This window comes from Pseudomonas sp. CVAP#3 (assembly GCF_018986375.1).
Lineage (GTDB): Bacteria > Pseudomonadota > Gammaproteobacteria > Pseudomonadales > Pseudomonadaceae > Aquipseudomonas > Aquipseudomonas helvetica.
Genome location: NZ_JAHMSC010000022.1, coordinates 70,411 through 90,148 on the forward strand (window position 1 = coordinate 70,411; position 19,738 = coordinate 90,148).

Annotated in this window: 19 protein-coding genes; 10 read left to right on the top strand and 9 right to left on the bottom strand. The window is 60.7% G+C overall.

The window, feature by feature from the left end:
- Positions 1-174 precede the first annotated feature (174 nt).
- A complete protein-coding gene (gene ffh / locus KRR23_RS26020) occupies positions 175-1,551 on the bottom strand; it encodes a signal recognition particle protein (RefSeq protein WP_019692014.1) in 1,377 nt (458 codons plus the stop codon).
- 208 nt (positions 1,552-1,759) lie between these two features.
- Here ffh and ccsA point away from each other — a divergent pair, with 208 nt between their 5' ends.
- The 3 genes from ccsA (at position 1,760) to KRR23_RS26035 (ending at position 5,234) form a co-directional block, all read left to right on the top strand.
- Positions 1,760-2,572, top strand: a complete 813-nt coding sequence (gene ccsA, locus KRR23_RS26025) for an inner membrane protein YpjD (protein ID WP_216744780.1) — start codon at positions 1,760-1,762, stop codon at positions 2,570-2,572.
- Positions 2,573-2,584: 12 nt separating this feature from the next.
- On the top strand, positions 2,585-3,850 hold the full coding sequence (locus KRR23_RS26030; RefSeq protein ID WP_216744781.1) for a transporter associated domain-containing protein: 1,266 nt from the start codon (positions 2,585-2,587) through the stop codon (positions 3,848-3,850).
- A gap of 70 nt (positions 3,851-3,920) precedes the next feature.
- A complete protein-coding gene (locus KRR23_RS26035; protein WP_216744782.1) occupies positions 3,921-5,234 on the top strand; it encodes an MFS transporter in 1,314 nt (437 codons plus the stop codon).
- Between the two features lie 118 nt (positions 5,235-5,352).
- On the opposite strand, the gene purT is transcribed toward KRR23_RS26035, so the two are convergent.
- From purT to KRR23_RS26060, 5 genes are all read right to left on the bottom strand, one after another.
- Positions 5,353-6,534: a formate-dependent phosphoribosylglycinamide formyltransferase gene (gene purT / locus KRR23_RS26040; RefSeq protein ID WP_123585096.1), complete on the bottom strand. Its 1,182-nt coding sequence runs from the start codon at positions 6,532-6,534 to the stop codon at positions 5,353-5,355.
- A gap of 99 nt (positions 6,535-6,633) precedes the next feature.
- A complete protein-coding gene (locus KRR23_RS26045; RefSeq protein WP_216744783.1) occupies positions 6,634-7,101 on the bottom strand; it encodes a preQ0 transporter in 468 nt (155 codons plus the stop codon).
- Between the two features lie 186 nt (positions 7,102-7,287).
- Positions 7,288-7,503 carry a DUF1289 domain-containing protein gene (locus KRR23_RS26050; RefSeq protein WP_216744784.1) on the bottom strand — a complete coding sequence of 72 codons (216 nt, stop codon included), beginning with the start codon at positions 7,501-7,503 and terminating at the stop codon, positions 7,288-7,290.
- A complete protein-coding gene (locus tag KRR23_RS26055; protein WP_216744785.1) occupies positions 7,500-8,024 on the bottom strand; it encodes a gamma carbonic anhydrase family protein in 525 nt (174 codons plus the stop codon). The genes KRR23_RS26050 and KRR23_RS26055 overlap by 4 nt, the downstream gene beginning before the upstream one ends.
- 68 nt (positions 8,025-8,092) lie before the next feature.
- Positions 8,093-8,692 (bottom strand): CoA pyrophosphatase, encoded by a 600-nt coding sequence (locus KRR23_RS26060; protein WP_216744786.1) that lies wholly within the window; start codon positions 8,690-8,692, stop codon positions 8,093-8,095.
- Positions 8,693-8,840: 148 nt separating this feature from the next.
- On the opposite strand from KRR23_RS26060, the gene KRR23_RS26065 reads away from it, so the two are divergent.
- The 7 genes from KRR23_RS26065 to nagE all read left to right on the top strand — a co-directional run bounded on the left by KRR23_RS26065 (position 8,841) and on the right by nagE (position 17,746).
- A complete protein-coding gene (locus tag KRR23_RS26065; RefSeq protein WP_216744787.1) occupies positions 8,841-9,392 on the top strand; it encodes an NUDIX hydrolase in 552 nt (183 codons plus the stop codon).
- A 39-nt stretch (positions 9,393-9,431) separates the two neighbouring features.
- Positions 9,432-9,935, top strand: coding sequence for a murein L,D-transpeptidase family protein (locus tag KRR23_RS26070; protein WP_123585100.1), 504 nt, complete (start codon positions 9,432-9,434; stop codon positions 9,933-9,935).
- 444 nt (positions 9,936-10,379) lie between these two features.
- On the top strand, positions 10,380-11,111 hold the full coding sequence (locus KRR23_RS26075) for a GntR family transcriptional regulator (protein WP_071551701.1): 732 nt from the start codon (positions 10,380-10,382) through the stop codon (positions 11,109-11,111).
- Positions 11,112-11,141: 30 nt separating this feature from the next.
- The gene (gene nagA, locus KRR23_RS26080; RefSeq protein ID WP_216744788.1) at positions 11,142-12,248 is read left to right on the top strand and encodes an N-acetylglucosamine-6-phosphate deacetylase; all 1,107 of its coding nucleotides are present in this window, start codon (positions 11,142-11,144) and stop codon (positions 12,246-12,248) included.
- On the top strand, positions 12,229-13,251 hold the full coding sequence (locus KRR23_RS26085) for an SIS domain-containing protein (RefSeq protein WP_216744789.1): 1,023 nt from the start codon (positions 12,229-12,231) through the stop codon (positions 13,249-13,251). The genes nagA and KRR23_RS26085 overlap by 20 nt, the downstream gene beginning before the upstream one ends.
- Positions 13,252-13,275: 24 nt before the next feature.
- Positions 13,276-15,792 (top strand): phosphoenolpyruvate--protein phosphotransferase, encoded by a 2,517-nt coding sequence (gene ptsP / locus KRR23_RS26090; protein ID WP_216744790.1) that lies wholly within the window; start codon positions 13,276-13,278, stop codon positions 15,790-15,792.
- Positions 15,793-16,030: 238 nt separating this feature from the next.
- A complete protein-coding gene (gene nagE / locus KRR23_RS26095) occupies positions 16,031-17,746 on the top strand; it encodes an N-acetylglucosamine-specific PTS transporter subunit IIBC (protein WP_216744791.1) in 1,716 nt (571 codons plus the stop codon).
- A gap of 141 nt (positions 17,747-17,887) precedes the next feature.
- On the opposite strand, the gene KRR23_RS26100 is transcribed toward nagE, so the two are convergent.
- The 3 genes from KRR23_RS26100 to KRR23_RS26110 form a co-directional block, all read right to left on the bottom strand.
- Positions 17,888-18,187 carry a hypothetical protein gene (locus tag KRR23_RS26100; protein ID WP_216744792.1) on the bottom strand — a complete coding sequence of 100 codons (300 nt, stop codon included), beginning with the start codon at positions 18,185-18,187 and terminating at the stop codon, positions 17,888-17,890.
- 172 nt (positions 18,188-18,359) lie between these two features.
- On the bottom strand, positions 18,360-18,689 hold the full coding sequence (locus KRR23_RS26105) for a hypothetical protein (RefSeq protein WP_216744793.1): 330 nt from the start codon (positions 18,687-18,689) through the stop codon (positions 18,360-18,362).
- A gap of 202 nt (positions 18,690-18,891) precedes the next feature.
- Positions 18,892-19,281 carry a DUF6124 family protein gene (locus tag KRR23_RS26110; RefSeq protein ID WP_216744794.1) on the bottom strand — a complete coding sequence of 130 codons (390 nt, stop codon included), beginning with the start codon at positions 19,279-19,281 and terminating at the stop codon, positions 18,892-18,894.
- Positions 19,282-19,738 lie beyond the last annotated feature (457 nt).

Here is a 19,738-nt window from a genome sequence, read left to right on the forward strand (position 1 = left end):
CTAAGGAATATCCGGACTTTTGCAAATGTCTTTTTCCGGCACCTGTCAGTGTGCCATCCAGATTTGCTATAGAGCCGTTGCGAACAACGGCGAGTCAGCTCCCGCCAATGCGGGCTTGCTGTGGGTCCCACGTCCGTGTGGGGCCGCGCCGACATGACTGCCGACGCGAATCTTTTACATTTTCGGCATGCCGCCGCCGGGCAACATACCGCCCATGCCGCGCATCATTTTGGCCATTCCGCCTTTGGCGGAGAACTTCTTCATCATCTTCTGCATCTGCTTGTGCTGCTTGATCAAGCGCCCGATGTCCTGCACCTGGGTGCCGGAACCCATGGCGATCCGACGCTTGCGCGAACCGCTGATCAGCTCAGGGTCGCGGCGCTCGGCCGGGGTCATGGAGTTGATGATGGCTTCCATCTGCTTGAATTGCTTCTCTGCCGCACCCTGGGCATTGCCCATTTGCGCCAGATTCACCCCGCCGATGTTTGGCAGTTTGTCCATGAGCCCGCCGAGGCCGCCCATGTTCTTCATCTGTTGCAGCTGATCGCGGAAGTCTTCGAGGTCGAAGCCTTTGCCCTTCTTCAGCTTTTTGGCCAGTTTGTCGGCCTTGTCTTTGTCGAGGGTTGCTTCGGCCTGCTCGATCAGGCTGAGCACGTCGCCCATGCCGAGGATACGCGACGCAATACGCTCCGGGTGGAACGGTTCGAGGGCTTCGGTCTTCTCGCCCATACCGATGAACTTGATCGGCTTGCCAGTGATCGCACGCACCGACAGCGCGGCACCGCCACGGGCATCACCGTCGACCTTGGTCAGGATCACACCGGTCAGCGGCAACGCGTCGCCAAAGGCCTTGGCCGTGATGGCGGCGTCCTGGCCAGTCATGGCGTCGACCACGAACAGCGTTTCGACCGGTTTGATCGCCGCGTGCAGGGCCTTGATCTCGCCCATCATCTCTTCGTCGATGTGCAGACGGCCAGCGGTATCGACGATAACCACGTCGATGAATTTCAGTCGTGCTTCTTTAATAGCCGCTTCAGCGATGTCGACCGGCTTCTGGCTCAGGTCGGACGGGAAGAACGTCACGCCGATGTCGTTGGCCAGGGTTTCCAGCTGCTTGATCGCGGCCGGGCGGTAAACGTCCGCCGACACCACCATGACCGACTTCTTCTTGCGCTCTTTAAGGAAGCGCGCCAGTTTGCCAGCGGTGGTGGTTTTACCGGCACCTTGCAGACCGGCCATCAAAATGACGGCAGGCGGCACGGCGCTCAGGTTCAAATCTTCGTTGGCCGCGCCCATCAGGCTTTCGAGTTCGGCCTGGACGATCTTCACGAAGGCCTGGCCCGGTGTCAGGCTGCGCGACACCTCGGTGCCGACAGCGCGCTCCTTGACCGAGTTGACGAAGTCTTTGACCACCGGCAAGGCAACGTCGGCTTCGAGCAACGCCATACGCACTTCGCGCAGGGTGTCTTTGATATTGTCCTCGGTCAGCTTGGCCTTGCCGGTGACATGGCGCAGCGTCTGCGAGAGACGGTCGGTTAAGTTTTCAAACATGCGCGATCCTTTCAGGCCCTATGGAGACCGAGGTAATGGCGGCCCAGACCGTGAAAAACATGTGCTCGGCGAGCCTGCGGCGTGGGCAGGTCGCGGATTATAGCGAAGACTGCGTCTGGCGCACACCCGCCGTCTGGTTGAGTGGTCTTTCGTGTCATGTCGGTTGTATGCCAAACTCAGCCTCTTTCGGGCTTGCCTAACAGGATTTATGCTCCCTTTGTCACCCAGTTTGCTCAGCACCCTCGCCGCCGCCTGCTTATACGCCGCTGCGACTCTCTATCAAGGCACTCGTCTGGCCCAAGGCGCCAAGGCGAACAAACGCCTGCTGGTCTCGCTCGGCATCCTTGCCGTGCTGGCCCACAGCGCGAGCCTCCTCACCCACCTGATGACGCCGACTGGCCTGGGCCTGGACTTTTTCAGTGCCGCCAGCCTGATCGCCGCGGCCGTTATCGCGCTGACGCTGCTGGCCTGCTCACGGATCCCGGTGGAAAACCTGCTGGTGTTGTTGTTCCCGCTGGGGATGACCACGGTGCTGCTGGCGCAGTTCGCGCCTTCGGGCACGGTGCAGGTGATCGACGAAGAACCGGGGATTCTTGCGCATATCCTGCTGTCGATCCTCGCCTACGGCATGTTCACCATCGCGGTGTTCCAGGCCTTGCTGCTGTTGGTCCAGGACCACCAGCTCAAGCACAAGCACCCGTCCGGACTGATCAAGAACTTCCCACCGCTGCAAACCATGGAGAGCCTGCTGTTCGGTTTCCTCTGGGCCGGCTGGACCCTGCTGTCGCTGTCGCTGATCTCCGGCTGGCTGTTCGTCGAAAACCTGTTCGCCCAGCATCTGGTGCACAAAACCCTGCTGGCATGCCTGGCCTGGATAGTGTTCAGCGTGTTGCTGTGGGGCCGCAATCGTCTTGGCTGGCGCGGCCACAAGGCCATTCGCTGGACCCTCGCCGGTTTCTGCCTGCTGATGCTGGCCTATTTCGGCAGCAAGCTGGTCCGCGAATTCATCCTGCACATCTGACGGGCGCTCGTTATGGATAACCTGCCCATAGGGCCGCTGCTCGCCGTGCTAGCCCTGCTGATCTTGTGGTCAGGGCTGTTCACCGCCATCGAAGCTGCACAGCAACATCTATTGACCCAGCGGACCGCCTCGCGCTCTGGCGACAAGCCGGTGGCGAAACTCAACTTTCCGCTCAACAGCCTGATCTTCTGCAATACCCTGTGCCGCGCACTGGTGGTAGTCATCAGCACGCTGCTGGCGATTTTCGGCTGGGCTGAAAAAGGCCCATGGCTCGCCTGCCTCAGCGCCACTGCTGCGCTACTGGTATTTGCCGATTACCTGCCACGCACCCTCGCCAGCCGTTATCCGGACACCATTCTGGCGCTGGGCAACACCCTGCTCGGCGTGCCGCTGAAAATAATTTACCCGGCCGCCTGGCTGCTCGGCGGCATCAGCCAATTGCTGCTCAAGCCGTTCGCACGCAAGGTCAAGGTCGTCCAGCAAAGCGAAGACGAACCACCAGCCCCGCAGAACGACGGCACCGACCACGAACACCCGGCCTGCCGCCCACACGCGCTGTCGGGCATTCATGCGCTGGATAACATCACCGTCAACGACATTCTGGTGCCGCGCAGCGAAGTCGACGGGATCAATCTGGACGACTCGATCGAGGAAATCATCGAACAACTGCGCGCTAACAAACGCACGCGCCTGCCGGTGTTCCACAGTGATATCAACCAGGTCGAAGCGGTGCTCAATACCCGGCAGATCCGCCATTTGCTGCCCGACGCCAGCCTGACCAAAGACGCCTTGCTGGCGGCGTGCCACGAACCTTACTTCGTCCCGGAAAGCACCCCGCTGCAACTGCAATTGCTGAACTTTCACAAGCAGCAGCGCCGCTTGGGCATGGTGGTCGACGAATACGGTGAAGTAGAAGGCATCGTTACCCTGGAAGACATTCTCGAAGAAATCGTCGGCGAATTCGAAAGCCAGCACAGCCTCGACAACCCGCACATTCACCCGCAGGCCGACGGCCGGTTGGTGATCGAGGGCGCGGCCTCGATTCGTGAGCTGAACAAGAGCCTTGGCTGGCACCTGCCGAGCGACGGCCCGAAAACCCTCAACGGGCTGGTCACCGAAGCGCTGGAAACCATTCCCGACAGCGCGGTGTGTTTGAAAATCGGGCGTTATCGCCTGGAAATCCTCGAAACCGAAGACAACCGCGTCAGCCGGGTGTTGATCTGGCACGTAGCCGCTGGCGAGGCCACAAGCCTGCGCTCGATGGCAAAACCGCTGTAAACCCACATCCCTGGGTGTTCGACCATAATAATTCGCTCCACAGGAGCACATGACTGTCAGGGATTACCGCATGACTACCAGCACCACTTACAGCGACGCTGTGCCTGCCCAACCGACGAACTCCACCACGCGGGTCGCAACGGCCAGTTTCATTGGCACCGCCATCGAGTTCTACGACTTCTACGTCTACGCCACCGCCGCCGCACTGGTGATCGGCCCGGTGTTCTTTCCGCAGACCTCTGGCACCGCCCAGATGCTTTCGGCCTTCCTGACCTTCGGTATCGCGTTCCTGGCCCGCCCCTTGGGCTCGGCGCTGTTCGGCCACTTCGGCGACCGTATCGGGCGCAAATCCACCCTGGTCGCATCCTTGTTGCTGATGGGCGTGTGCACCACGCTGATCGGCGTGCTGCCGGGTTACGAAAGCATTGGCGCCTGGGCACCGATCCTGCTTTGCGTGTTGCGCTTCGGCCAAGGCCTTGGACTGGGCGGTGAATGGGGCGGTGCAGCATTGCTCGCCACCGAAAACGCACCAAAGGGCAAACGCGCCTGGTTCGGCATGTTCCCGCAACTCGGCCCTTCTATCGGTTTTCTCGCGGCGAACGGGCTGTTCCTGACCCTGGCGATGACCCTGAACGACGAGCAGTTTCGCTCCTGGGGCTGGCGGATTCCGTTCCTGCTCAGCGCCGTGCTGGTGATGGTCGGCCTGTATGTGCGCCTGAAACTGCACGAAACGCCGGTCTTCGCCAACGCGATGGCACGTCAGGAACGGGTGAAGATCCCGCTGGTCGAGCTGTTCAGCCAATACTGGGCACCGATGCTGTTGGGTGCGGCGGCGATGGTGGTCTGCTACGCGCTGTTTTACATCTCGACGGTGTTTTCCCTGAGTTACGGTGTTTCGACCCTGGGTTACAGCCGCGAAACCTTTCTCGGCCTGCTGTGCTTCGCCGTGCTGTTCATGGCTGCAGCCACACCACTGTCGGCCTGGGCCAGCGACCGTTTCGGGCGCAAACCGGTGCTGATCATTGGCGGCTTACTGGCGATTCTCTCGGGCTTCACCATGGAACCGCTGCTGACCCACGGCACGACCTGGGGCGTGGCGCTGTTCCTGTGCATCGAGCTGTTTCTGATGGGCGTGACGTTCGCCCCGATGGGCGCGCTGCTGCCAGAGCTGTTCCCCACCCGCGTGCGTTATACCGGCGCGTCGGCGGCTTACAACCTGGGCGGCATTGTTGGTGCTTCGGCTGCACCATTCTTCGCGCAGAAACTGGTGGCGATGGGCGGCTTGAGTTGGGTTGGCGGGTATGTGTCAGCAGCAGCGGTGATCAGCTTGATCGCGGTGCTGTGCCTGAAAGAGACGCGGCATAACGACCTGAATCAGGTCTAGCCAGATCGTTCCCACGCTCTGCGTGGGAATGCCTCAACGGACGCTCTGCGTCCGCTTTTGTGACGCAGAGCGTCACTGGCTGCATTCCCACGCAGAGCGTGGGAACGATCATCGAGCTTTACAGCTCTACGACAACGGCCTGAGAGGCACGGGTCGCTTTGGCGCGAGCGGCCTCGATCGACTCGTCACGGGCCAAGGCAACGCCCATGCGGCGCTGACCGTTGACTTCCGGCTTGCCAAACAGGCGCAGCGCCGTATCCGGCTCGGCCAGTGCAGCACCCAGGTTGGCGAAAGCGGTCTGGGTCGACTGCCCTTCCACCAGAATCACTGCCGACGCCGATGGGCCGAACTGACGGATCAACGGGATCGGCAGGCCGAGAATCGCCCGTGCATGCAAGGCGAACTGCGACAGGTCCTGAGAAATCAGGGTCACCAGACCGGTGTCGTGCGGGCGCGGAGAAACTTCGCTGAACCACACCTGATCACCCTTGATGAACAACTCAACGCCAAACAGACCACGGCCACCCAGGGCTTCAGTCACGGCTTTGGCCACGCGCTCGGACTCTGCCAGCGCAATCGGGCTCATGGCTTGCGGCTGCCAGGATTCCTGATAGTCGCCCTTCTCCTGACGATGGCCGACTGGCGCACAGAACGTGGTGCCGCCGATGTGACGAACGGTGAGCAAGGTGATTTCGTAGTCGAAGTCGATGAAACCTTCGATGATCACCCGACCTTTACCGGCACGACCGCCTTCCTGCGCGTAATCCCAGGCTTTCTGCACGTCATCGACGCTGCGCAGCAGGCTCTGACCTTTGCCCGAGGAGCTCATGACTGGCTTGACCACACACGGGAAACCCAAGTCGTCGACTGCCTTGCGGTAGTCTTCGAAGGTATCGGCGAAGTGGTACGGCGAGGTCGGCAGGTCCAGCTCTTCAGCAGCCAGGCGACGAATACCTTCACGGTTCATGGTCAATTGCGCGGCGCGAGCGGTCGGGATCACGGTGAAGCCTTCGGCTTCCAGTTCGACCAGCGTGGCGGTGGCGATGGCTTCGATTTCCGGCACGATGAAGTGCGGTTTCTCGGCTTCGATCACGGCACGCAGGGCCGCGCCGTCGAGCATGTTGATCACGTGGCTGCGATGCGCCACCTGCATCGCCGGTGCGTTGGCGTAACGATCCACGGCAATCACTTCAACGCCCAGGCGTTGCAGCTCGATCACCACTTCCTTGCCCAACTCACCACAGCCACACAGCAAAACGCGGGTCGCGGTTGGCGACAATGGAGTTCCGATACGGGTCATCTCAGGTCCTCAAAGGAGCGGATCATCGAGGGTCGCTACGCCAGGCGCACTTCCCTCAGGGAGAAAGCGCGGCATTTTACATGAACCTGAAGGTTTGGCTCAGCTTGCCAGCGCGTTCTTGCGTAAACGCCAGGCCATGGCCAGCCAGACGATGGTTACACCGGCGAATTTCGAGCCCAGGGCGGTGAGGATCACGCCCGGCGTCAGGGCATCGATCATGCCGAAGAAGATGAAGGTATCCAGCGGAATGCTCAGCGCCGAACTTATCCACAGACGGTCGTGCAGCGGACGCTTGGTAATGCTGAATACCAGCCAGTCAATGCACTCCGAAACAGCGAAGGCAATGGCGCTGGCCAGGGCGATGGAGGGATCGGAGGTGATGTAGGACAACGCCAGCGCCGCCAGCATCGCGGCTAACGCGCCGTGACCGTAACGGGTTTGCACCATGTCGCGCAGCACGAACACCAGGCCACCCCAGGCCGACCAGATGATGTCCAGGTGCGGGGCAGTGGAAAAGGCGTAGTTGATCAGCACGACGCTGCTGATGTAAGCAATCAGGAAGAACATGGGGCGCGGGGAGACCTGTCAATTTTGTGCACAGGGTACTTTAGGGGATGGGGTTGGGCCAAGGAGGGGATGGCGTCTGTGATGACGTCATCGCGGGCAAGCCTTGCTCCTACGGATAAACGTCGATCACATCATCGTGATCGACACAAAATTGTAGGAGCAAGGCTTGCCCGCGAAGGGCGCGCATCAATTACCCGGTTTTGCCCCAATCATCCAAAGCACCCCACTCGACTTCGCCCGCTCATGACACAACCCCAGCACCTTGCGGCGTTCGTCGTTATCCATGCGGCTCCAGCGGGTAATCTCCTCCACCGTGCGTTGGCAGCCGGTGCAGATATCGTCCTCATCCAGCGCGCAAATGTTCACGCACGGTGAGCGTACGGGTTTTTCGCTGGCGTTCATTGTTCCTGCTCAACCAGATCGCGGGCATAGCGCTGCGAGTTATGCACATAGTGGGCGGCGCTGGCTTCGAGCATTTTCTTCTGCTGTTCGGTCAGTTCACGCACCACTTTGCCCGGCGAGCCCATGACCAGCGAACCGTCAGGGATTTCCTTGCCTTCGCCGATCAGTGAATTGGCGCCGATGATGCAGTTCTTGCCGATTTTCGCGCCGTTGAGAATCACCGCGTTGATGCCGATCAGGCTGTAATCGCCCACCGTGCAGCCGTGCAACATGGCGTTATGACCGATGGTCACGCCGGTGCCGATGGTCAGCGGGTAGCCCATGTCGGTGTGCATCACCGTGCCGTCCTGCACATTACTGTTCTTGCCGATCAGGATCAGCTCGTTGTCGCCGCGCAACACTGCGTTGAACCAGACGTTGGCGCCCTCCTCCAGTTTGACCTTGCCCACCAGCACGGCGTTAGGTGCGACCCAGCTCTGCGGGTGGGTTTCGACGCGGGCGTCGCCCAGGCGGTATTTCATTTGATTGTCCTCAAGGCCAGGCAGGCTCACTTGCAAAAAGCAGGGTTCACGCCATACGCGCGATGGTTTCAAGTATTGATAAAGCTATTCGGCGGTTGATGCAGGCTGATCTGCGCGTCATAGAGCAGGTTGATCAGCTCGACGATCATGATCGCGGTCAGGCCCCAGATTTTGTATTCGCCGAAACGGTAGCTCGGCACATACCAGCTGCGGCCCTGATAATCGATGCGGTGCGTGTGTTCACGCGGGTCCTTGCGGAAGAACTCCAGCGGTACGCTGAACACTGCGGCAATTTCAGCATCGTTGGCCCGATACTCGACGAAGTCCGGAATCACCCCGACATAAGGCGTGACCTTGATCCCATGCAGGGAGATCAACGGGCTCAACGGGCCGATGACTTCCACCAGACCGGGTGGCAGGCCGATTTCTTCTTCGGCTTCGCGCAATGCGGTGAAAATCAGGTCCGGGTCTTCCGGATCGCGTCGCCCGCCGGGGAAGGCCACTTCACCGCCGTGGGTCGAGAGCCCGCTGGCACGCAGGGTCAGAACCAGCTCCGGTTCATCACTGCGGGTGATAGGCACCAGGACCGCGGCCTCCGGAAAACGCAGGTCGGTTTCCAGCGTGCGCGGCGTGTGGTTGCTTACCCGATGCAGTAGCTCGTCCAGCATGAGTGCTCTCGATTTGTTAGCTACCTTGCATCATGCACCAAACACATCGACCGCCCAACCCCCCGAACCATGGCATGTCGCTAAACGACAACTTGCCGACAGACACCACCGCACGCCAAGATAGGTGCAGCATTTTCGGAAGCCCAGCATGAAATTCTGCAGCCAGTGCGGTAACCCGGTCACCCAACGCATTCCTGAAGGCGACTCGCGCCTGCGGTACGTCTGCGACCAGTGCCAGACCATTCATTATCAGAACCCGAATATTGTCGCCGGCTGCCTGCCAACCTGGGGCACTCAGGTACTGCTATGCCGGCGCGCCATCGAGCCGCGCCGCGGTTATTGGACCTTGCCGGCCGGCTTCATGGAAAACGGTGAAACCATCGAACAGGCGGCCATTCGCGAAACCGCCGAAGAAGCGTGTGCACGGGTGCGCAACCTGAACATCTATACGCTGATCGATGTGCCGCACATCAGCCAGGTACACGTATTCTTTCGCGCTGAACTGGTGGACCTGGACTTTGCCGCGGGCGAAGAAAGCCTGGAAGTGAGGCTTTTCGATGAAGCCGACATCCCGTGGTCGGAGCTGGCTTTCCGCACAGTCGGCCGTACCCTAGAATGCTTCTTCGCTGACCGCCGGGTAGAACATTTTCCTGTGCGCTCCGAATCAATTCCTCCGCTTGCTCAGCCTGCGATCACTTAAACTATAAAAGTACGCCGTACTCTCAGGGATATCGTTTTAATGCGCTGGTTGCTTGCCGTTTTCTGCCTGTCGTTTGTCATGGTTTCCCACGCTGCCACCACGGAGACCCTGGACGGCAAAATCATCGAAAAAGTGTTGGTGCTCAAATCTGCCCATCAGTTGCAGCTGATCAATGATGGCAAGCCACTGCGGACCTATCGCATCTCGCTGGGCAAAAACCCCAAGGGTCCAAAGCTGATGGAGGGTGATCGACGCACGCCTGAAGGCTTGTATTGGCTGGACTGGCGCAAGGTCAGCGACCGCTTCAACCTGGCCATGCACATTTCCTACCCGAACATCAGCGATTCCGTCCGCTCGCGCCGCGAAGGTGTGCAGCCCGGTGGCATGATCATGATCCATGGCACCCCGGACACTGAAGAAAACCCTGAAGAGCTGTTCCACACCCTGGACTGGACCGACGGCTGCATCGGCATGCGCAACGTCGACATGCGCGAAGTCTGGGGCCTGGTCAAAGACGGCACGATGATCGAAATCCGCCCGTAACCCTCAAACATCCCAACACCTGTGGCGAGGGAGCTTGCTCCCGCTGGGCTGCGAAGCGGCCCCAAACCCTGCAAACCGGTTCTACCTGATAAATCTCGACAACCGACATCAGGACCGCTTCGCGCTCCAGCGGGAGCAAGCTCCCTCGCCACAAGGGCGGTTGTGCCTGAAAGATTGAAAATAAATTAAAAAAATTGTCGCCGTCACCAGCCCCCTCGCTTGAATACCACTTCACATCACGGGCACCGTCGCAGACTACGATTTCTACCACTCCATCCCCCTCCCCTAATACCACTTAAAACCCAATACCGCCGCGCCCTCCAGCACAGCGCTTATTCGCTCGCCCCGAGTGGACCACTGGCGTTGACATGGTATTTAAGTGGTATTAGTTTTGCGCCATGACCGGGGCAACAACACTCCACTCTCCCCATCGGACCTACACCCATGAACCACATCCTGGCCTTGCGCCCTGACGACACCCAGCCAACGCCGTTGTACCTGCAACTGGCGCGAAACCTGGAAGCGGCGATCCATGCCGGCCAGTGGAAAGCCGAACAGGCATTGCCGTCGGAACGCAACCTCAGCGAAATGCTGAACATCTCCCGCGTGACCGCCCGCAAGGCACTGGAAGTACTGTTCGAACAAGGCCTGATTCGTCGCAGCCAAGGCTCCGGCACCTTCATCACTCCGCGCCTCGAACAACCGCTGTCACGACTGTCCGGGTTCAGCGAAATGCTCCGCCTCAAAGGTTTCGTGCCGAGTTCGCAATGGCTGGAGCGCGAAATCACCCAGCCGACCCACGAAGAACTGATCCGCCTCGCGCTCTCGCCCTACGACAAAGTCGCGCGCCTCAAGCGTTTGCGTAAAGCCGACGACACCGTGATGGCCATCGAGATGAGCACCCTGCCGGCGTCGATCATTGCCCAGCCACAAGCGGTCGGGGATTCGCTTTACGAATACCTCGATGGCATCGGCAAACCGGTGGTGCGCGCCCTGCAACACATTCAGGCGATCAACGCCTCGGACGAATTCGCCGCGCTGGTCGGCATCGCCCCCGGCACCGCCATGCTGCTGATGACCCGGGTCGGTTACCTCGAAGACAACACCCCGATCGAAGTCACCGACACCTATTGCCGCAACGACTACTACGACTTTGTCGCAGAGCTGCGTCGCTGAGCCCTGTGTCACGACGCCGGAGAACCACTGATGTCCGAAGACAACATCCTCACCGCCCAAGGCTGGATCCGCGGCCGCTTGATCCATGAACACGGCAAGATCGTGCGCATTGAAGGTCAGCTATGCGACCCGGCAGACAACGACCTGCCTTACCTGCTGCCGGGTTTCATTGACCTGCACGTCCACGGCGGTGGCGGCAAGGACATCATGGAAGGCACGCCGGCCTTCGACACCATCACCAAAACCCACGTGTGCTTCGGCACCACCTCGCTGCTGGCCACCACCATGACCGCGCCACCGGAAGAAATTTCCCGGGTGCTGGCCGAGGTCGGCGAGTTCTGCGAACAGCGCCCGAAAGGCTGCGCCCGAGTACTCGGCGTGCACCTTGAAGGCCCGTACATCAACCCCGGCAAACTCGGGGCGCAACCTAACTTTGCCCACACCGCGCTGATGGCCGAAGTCGAAGCCTACCTGGCGCTGGCGCCGATCCGGGTGATCACCATTGCCCCGGAAATCGCCGGTCACGACAAACTGATTCGCGCCCTCAGTGACCGTGGCATTCGCATGCAGATCGGCCACACCCTGGGCAGCTACGAAGAAGGTGTCGCGGCGCTGGAGGCCGGCGCCAGCAGTTTCACCCACCTTTATAACGCCATGAGCCCGCTGCATCACCGCGAACCGGGAATCGTCGGCGCGGCACTGGCCCACGCCAAGTACGCCGAGCTGATTCCCGACCTGCTGCACGTGCATCCCGGCGCGATCCGCGTGGCCCTGCGCTCGATCCCTTGCCTGTATTGCGTCACCGATTCCACCGCCGCCGCCGGCATGCCGGACGGCGAATACAAGCTCGGCAGCCACACCGTGACCAAATGCCTGGGCGGCGTGCGCCTGCCCGACGGCACATTGGCCGGCAGCACCCTGACCATGGATCAGGCGCTGCGCAACCTGGTGAAGATCGGCCTGCCACTGTGCGACGCCTCGCAACGCCTGTCGCAATTCCCCGCCGATTATCTCGGCATCCAGGAGCGTGGCCGTCTGCAACCCGGCGCCTGGGCTGACTGCGTGCGTCTGGATCGCTCACTCACACTGACCGCCGTAATGGTCGAAGGAGAAGACATTGACTTCAAAAATGCTTGAAGAGGCGCTGTCCTCATACAAGGCGGTCGACGCTCAGTTGCAGCAACTGGATCCACAGATGATCGAGATCGCCGGACGCTTGAACCGTCAGCCGCCGCAAGTGGCGATGACGGTCGCCCGTGGCAGTTCCGATCACGCAGCCAGCTACTTCGCCTACCTGACCATGCAGCACGTGGGTATTCCGGTGGCATCGCTGCCGATGTCGGTGGTGACCATGCAGCAAGCGCCGCTGAAGGTCAGCGGTCAGGCGGTATTCGCGTTCTCGCAGTCCGGGCAAAGTCCGGATCTGGTCAACAGCCTGCGTCTGCTGCGCAAACGTGGCGCCCTGAGCATTTCGATGGTCAATGCCGAGAACTCACCACTGGAGGCCGCCTGTGAATTCAGCCTGCCGCTGTGCGCCGGTACCGAAAGCAGCGTCGCCGCGACCAAAAGTTTCATCGCCACCCTCAGCGCCAGCGCGCGGCTGATCGCCCACTGGAAACAGGATGCCGAGTTGCTGCAAGCCGGCCTCGCGCTGCCAGAAGGATTGCGCGACGCCGCAACGCGGGACTGGAGCCTGGCCGTCGACGTACTGCGTGACTGCCAACGCTTGATGGTCATCGGCCGTGGTGCCGGGTTCGCGATTGCTCAGGAAGCGGCACTGAAACTCAAGGAAACCTCGGCGATCCAGGCCGAAGCTTTCAGCAGCGCCGAAGTCAAACACGGGCCAATGGCACTGATCGACGACAACTACCCCCTGCTGGTGTTTGCCCCTCGTGGCGCCGAACAGGCTGGCTTGCTGAGCCTCGCCGCCGAGATGCGTCAGCGCGGTGCCCGCGTGTTGCTGGCCGCCCCGGATGACGTCAGCGAACGCGACCTGACGCTGAGCCGCGCCGAGCACCCGGCGCTGGACCCGATTCTCGCCATCCAGAGTTTCTACGTCATGGCGGCCGGCCTCGCGGTCGCCCGTGGCATGGACCCGGACCAGCCCCGTCACTTGAGCAAAGTGACCCGGACCCATTAACACGCCCGATTCGAGTACCGAGCCATGCATAACAACAATAAAGACCTGACCCTCAGCGCCCCGCTCAGCGGCCCGGTGCTCACGCTCGCCAAGGTTCCGGACCCGGTGTTCGCCAGCGGCGCCATGGGCGACGGGATCGCCATCGACCCGCTGAACAACACCCTGCACGCACCGTGTGCCGGGGTGGTGGTGCATGTTGCCCGCACCGGCCATGCCGTGACCCTGCGCGCCGACAATGGCGCCGAACTGCTGCTGCACCTGGGCCTGGACACCGTCGAACTGCAAGGCGAAGGGTTCTCGATGCTGGTCAAGGAAGGCACCCGCGTCAGCAATGGCCAGGCACTGCTGCGCTTTGATCTGGACCAGGTCGCGCAAGGCTGCAAAAGCCTGGTCAGCCTGTTGATCCTGACCAACAGCGAAGACTTCCAGGTGCTGCCGATCACCCTCAAGTCGGTCAAGGTCGGCGAGCCGATGCTGCACATCGTGCCAAGAACCACCCACAGCGCACAGGTCGAGGCGGACAGCTCAGGTGCCGAGGTTCACGGGCACATTCGCATCATCCATCGCGGCGGTCTGCATGCACGACCCGCGGCGCTGATCCGCCAGACCGCGCACCTGTTCAACAGCAAATCACAGCTGCATTTCGCCGGTAAATCTGCGTCGTGCGACAGCCTGATCGGGCTGATGGGTCTGGGGATTGGCGAGCAGGACGAGGTTCAAGTCAGTTGCAAGGGCGCGGACGCCAAGGCGGCGCTGCAAGCCTTGTTGAACGCCTTGTCCACGGCGGTCAACGACGACAGCCACGCGGCCGCACCGACACCGATTGCCCAGCGTACCCGCACCGCCGAAGCCGGCGTGCTCAATGGTGTCTGTGCAGCGCCGGGCCTGGTCGGCGGCCCGCTGTTCCAACTGGCGGCCATCCCTCTGCCGGAAGACACCGGCAAGCATAACGCCGAAGAACAACTGCAGGCCCTCGACCGCGCGCTGGAACGGGTTCGCAGCGAAATCCGCGAAACGCTGTCCCACGCCAAAAAGCACAAACACACCGAAGAGGAACAGATTTTCGCCGCCCACCTGGCGCTGCTCGAAGACCCGGCGCTGCTTGAAGCGGCCATCCAGTCGATCGATCAGGGCAGCGCCGCCACCCACGCCTGGAGCCAGTCAATCGAGGTGCAGTGCGAGGTGTTGCAACAGCTCGGCAACCCGCTGCTGGCCGAACGTGCCAATGATCTGCGCGACCTCAAGCAACGGGTGCTGCGCGCCTTGCTCGGTCAGGATTGGCACTACGACGTGCCGGCCGGCGCTATCGTCGCCGCGCATGAACTGACCCCTTCCGACTTGCTGCAACTGAGCCAGCAAGGCGTCGCCGGACTCTGCATGGCCGAAGGTGGCGCGACCTCCCATGTGGCGATTCTTGCCCGTGGCAAAGGCCTGCCGTGCCTGGTTGCCCTCAGCTCCTCACTGCTCCATCTACCGCAAGGCCAGTCGGTGGTGCTGGACGCCGATGGTGGACGCCTGGAGCTGACGCCCGACAGCCTACGCCTGGAGCAAGTCGCCCAGGCCCAGCGTGAACATCTGCAACGCCGCGAACGCCAACAAGCGCAAGCCCACAACCCGGCACACACCCGCGATGGCCTGCGGATCGAAGTCGCGGCCAACGTGGCCTCCAGCAATGAGGCGGCTGATGCGTTGAAAGGCGGCGCCGATGGCGTTGGCCTGCTGCGCACCGAGTTTCTGTTCGTCGATCGCCAGACTGCGCCGAATGAACAGGAACAACGCCAGGCCTATCAAGCGGTGCTGGATGCCACGGGCGACAAGTCAGTGATCATCCGCACCATTGATGTCGGCGGCGACAAGCAACTCGACTACCTGCCACTGCCGGCCGAAGCCAACCCGGTGCTCGGCCTGCGCGGCATCCGCATGGCCCAGGTACGCCCGGAACTGCTCGACCAACAATTGCGTGCGCTGCTGCAAGTCAGCCCGTTGCAGCGCTGCCGGATTTTGCTGCCGATGGTCACCGAGGTCGACGAATTGCTGTACATCCGCCAACGCCTCGATGCCTTGTGCGCCGAGCTGGCGCTCACGCAGCGTCCTGAACTGGGGGTGATGATCGAAGTCCCGGCCGCGGCGCTGCTCGCCGAGCAATTGGCGGAATACGCGGACTTCCTGTCCATCGGCACCAACGACCTGTCTCAATACACCCTGGCGATGGACCGCGACCACGCCGGTCTCGCCGCACGGGTCGATGCCCTGCACCCGGCGCTGCTGCGGCTGATCGCCCAGACCTGCATCGGTGCCGCCAAGCATCAGCGTTGGGTCGGCGTTTGCGGTGCACTGGCCTCCGATCCACTGGCGACCCCGGTGCTGATTGGCCTGGGTATCAGCGAGCTGTCCGTCAGCCCGCCACAAGTCGGTGAAATCAAAGAGCGCGTCCGCCAACTGGACGCCGCCGACTGCCGACGCTTCAGCGCCACCCTGCTCAACCTGAGCAGCGCCACTGCCGTACGCCACGCCTGTCATCAACATTGGCCTCTGAGCTGAACAACAGCGACCAGGGTCTGTACGAAAACTCGCCGAGTGGCGATCGGGCAAGGCAAAAACAGGCGAGGAAGCGGAGTTTACGGGTTGTAAATGAGCATTATCCGCTACGCGGCCCCTTCGGGCCGTCCTTCGGACGTTCTCACTCCGCTCGTCCGAGCCTGTTTTTAACGCAGCATGATCGACACGCAGGCAGTTTTCGTACAGAGCCTAGAACAACAAGAACCCAGGGAGATACGCCATGTACCAACTCTTCATCGAAGGCTTGCAGCGCCTCGGACGGGCGCTGATGCTGCCCATCGCGATCCTGCCGATTGCCGGCCTGTTGCTGCGTCTGGGCGACACCGACTTGCTGAACATCGCGATCATCCACGACGCCGGGCAAGTGATCTTCGCCAACCTGGCGCTGATCTTCGCCATCGGCATCGCGGTCGGGTTCGCCCGGGACAACAACGGCACCGCCGGGCTGGCCGGGGCGATTGGTTACCTGGTGATGGTCTCGACGCTCAAGGTGCTGGATACGAGCATCAACATGGGCATGCTCGCCGGGATCATCAGCGGCTTGATGGCCGGTGCGCTGTACAACCGCTTCAAGGACATCAAGCTACCGGAATACCTGGCGTTCTTCGGCGGCCGGCGCTTCGTGCCGATTGTCACCGGGTTCAGCGCCGTCGGCCTGGGCGTGATCTTCGGTTTGATCTGGCCACCGATCCAGCACGGCATCAACAGCTTCGGCGCGCTATTGCTGGAAAGCGGCAGTATCGGCGCGTTCGTCTTCGGCGTGTTCAACCGCTTGCTGATCATCACCGGCCTGCACCACATCCTCAACAACATGGCGTGGTTCATCTTCGGCAGCTTCACCGACCCGACCACCGGCGCCATCGTCACCGGCGACCTGGCACGCTATTTTGCCGGCGACCCGAAGGGCGGCCAGTTCATGACGGGGATGTTCCCGATGATGATCTTCGGCCTGCCCGCCGCCTGCCTGGCGATGTACCGCAACGCCCTGCCGGAGCGCCGCAAAGTCATGGGCGGGATCTTCCTGTCGATGGCCCTGACCTCGTTCCTGACGGGCGTCACCGAGCCGATCGAATTCGCTTTCATGTTCCTCGCACCGCTGCTGTATCTATTGCACGCGCTGCTGACCGGCATGGCGATGGCCATCACCAACGCGCTGAACATCCATTTGGGCTTCACCTTCTCCGGCGGCGCCATCGACATGGCACTGGGCTGGGGCAAGTCCACCAACGGCTGGCTGGTATTCCCGGTGGGCCTGGCGTACGCGGTGATCTACTACGTGGTGTTCGACTTCTGCATCCGTCGCTTCAACCTGAAGACGCCGGGACGCGAAGGTGTCGTTGTCGGTGAAAAGGCGGTGCTGAACGAGAACCAGCGGGCCGGGGCGTACATTCACGCCTTGGGCGGTGCAGAGAATCTAATCACCATCGGCGCCTGCACCACGCGCTTGCGCCTGGAAATGGTCGACCGCAACAAGGCCTCCGACAGCGAATTAAAAGCCCTCGGCGCCATGGCCGTGGTCCGCCCCGGCAAGGGCGGCAGCTTGCAGATAGTGGTCGGGCCGTTGGCGGACAGCATCGCCGATGAAATTCGCCAGGCCATGCCGTCTGCCAGTACAGCCGTGGTAACTGCTGTTGTGGTTGCCGAAGAAGCACCAACAGCGGCGCCCGTGGCGACACCGGAAGCACAGAAATGGCTGAACGCCGTGGGCGGTAGCGACAACGTGCTGCAACTCGACTGCGTGGCCATGACCCGGATTCGCCTGCAACTGGCGGATGGGAAAGCGCTGTCGGAGTGTCAGCTGAAAGATTTGGGTTGCCAGGGTGTCAGCGCACTGGACGGTGGCGTGTGGCACCTGTTGATTGGTGACAAGGCGTTGAGTTTGAGTGAGGCGCTGGAGGGGTTGGTGAATCGGAGTGAGGTGAGTGCGAAGGTTTAACACCTTAAAAGATCGCAGCCTGCAGCAGCTCCTACATTAGGGGGAGTGTGGTTAATGCAATAGCTGCCGTAGGCTGCGAGCCTTTCGATGCGATTCAAAACCGCTGACTGTTTCTGGTTCAGCGGTTTTTTTCGTTTCGTCTTACTTAGGCGGATTCACAGAAAAAGACCAGATAGCAGACTCTTGGTTATCGCTTTCAGCCTTGATGGCATGCGCCCCCACCTGCAATTTGGTGAGTTGGGCAACCCAACGGCCAGTGTTGTCCGCAGAGAGTGTGAGATGCAGAATATTGTTGTCATACACCTTCACTTTCTTGCCGGGCAAGGACTGGCCTTGCACTGATACCGTGGTGTCTTCCGTGGCGTCTTTATTCGGGATTGGATTTCCTTTCGAATCGGTAACCTCGGTGATGACGGGTGCCACTTTCACTGCTGAAGTCATGATGATGCTCCTTGTGGATGACTCGGATTGAAGGGTTATCAAACCCGAGCCATCCACCTGTGACTACTGTCATAGTTGACAGGTAGGCACGCGTTTCAGACCAACGGCAGAGCCTGACTTTTCCCGAATAAAAAACCGCTGATCGTTACTGACTCAGCGGTTTTTGTATTTGTTAGCTGGCAGAACATGAGTCAGCTTTTTGCTCATCGCCCATTACAATAAAAAACCAATTTTTAGTCTCCGTTTGGTGCTCGAATTTGATCTCGATCTCCTGCCCTCCCGACTTATTAAAAATTAACGCTGATGGCCCCCACTTCTCGGAGTGTGGCTCAGTAACGCTGTATCTCGGCTGTCCATTAACAAGCACCTTAACCTCCATTCCTGATTTCGTCGTCCCCTTGAACGTCACTGGTCCTTTCTCTATCAGGTCGCGCTCCGAAATCGGATGACCGTTGGAATCAAGAATCTGAAATGTATTCTTTACTTCATGCTCTGTAGTCATGGCGGTGCGTCCTTTCGAAAGTGCGGTTATGAATGTTGATCACACCTGATCCACCCACCGTCAACAACTGTCAGAACTAACAGGTAGCCATGGAAATCGGACCAGCGGTAAGGCCTTATGCTCTCTCAATACAAAAAACCGCTGACCGTTTCCGGTTCAGCGTTTTTTTTGTTTTACGCCGCATGAATGACCTGCTGCGCCGCTATTCCTTGACGTAAAACTGGTCCGACTCCGACGGGTTGTAGTCATCCAGCGCCTTGTCCACCAGCAACAAAGCGCCATCGACCATCCGGCAAATCGCCAGCGCCACACTGCGTCGAGAACCCTCGATTTCGAATGCCAAATCAGCGGCCATGACCTTGACCGACGCCAGGTCTTCCGAGGCATTGGCCAACAGGCTTTCGAGGCCCACGTCGGGTGAAACGCTGAACAAGCGGTCTGAGCGCAAGTCGCTGAAGCGCAGTTTGGCGAGGGTGGGTTTCAGGTAGTGATCGAGGGCGCGGTGGGCGGCGTCATGGAGCTTTTTTGAATCGAGGGATTCGTAGGGGGAGACGTCGTCGTGTTCTGGGGGGACGGAATTGTCGTTGATCATTGTGGAGCTCCTGAGAAATATTGGAGCGACCGACATCAGTTGTAGATGCGGCGCCTGTAGCGCCTAACAAATTATCGGCGGGCTTGCAGTCCCGGTCGCTGAATTGGCAGCGACGTTCAAAGGCTAGAGGCCGTGCTTCCGAGGGGCAACCTGAAAGACTTGTCGGAGATTTCTGCCATGTCTGACACACCGTCATCGTGGGCAAGCCTTGCTCCTACAGTCATTCCCCACATTCAGTGTCCACTCGTGAAGCGGAACGCGGAGCGTCCCTGGCGGCATTCCTTTGCTGCGCGTGGGAACGAGATCTAAGCCGTACGTGCTCTTACCACTCAGGCCGGCTGTCAGGCCGCCGTGCTTTGCTGTTGATCTTGATCCACCCGCCCCATCGGGAGGCCGAGTGGAGGTGTTCATCAGGGGGTGGGCGCGCAGCGCCGTACGGCGCAGCCGGACACATCGA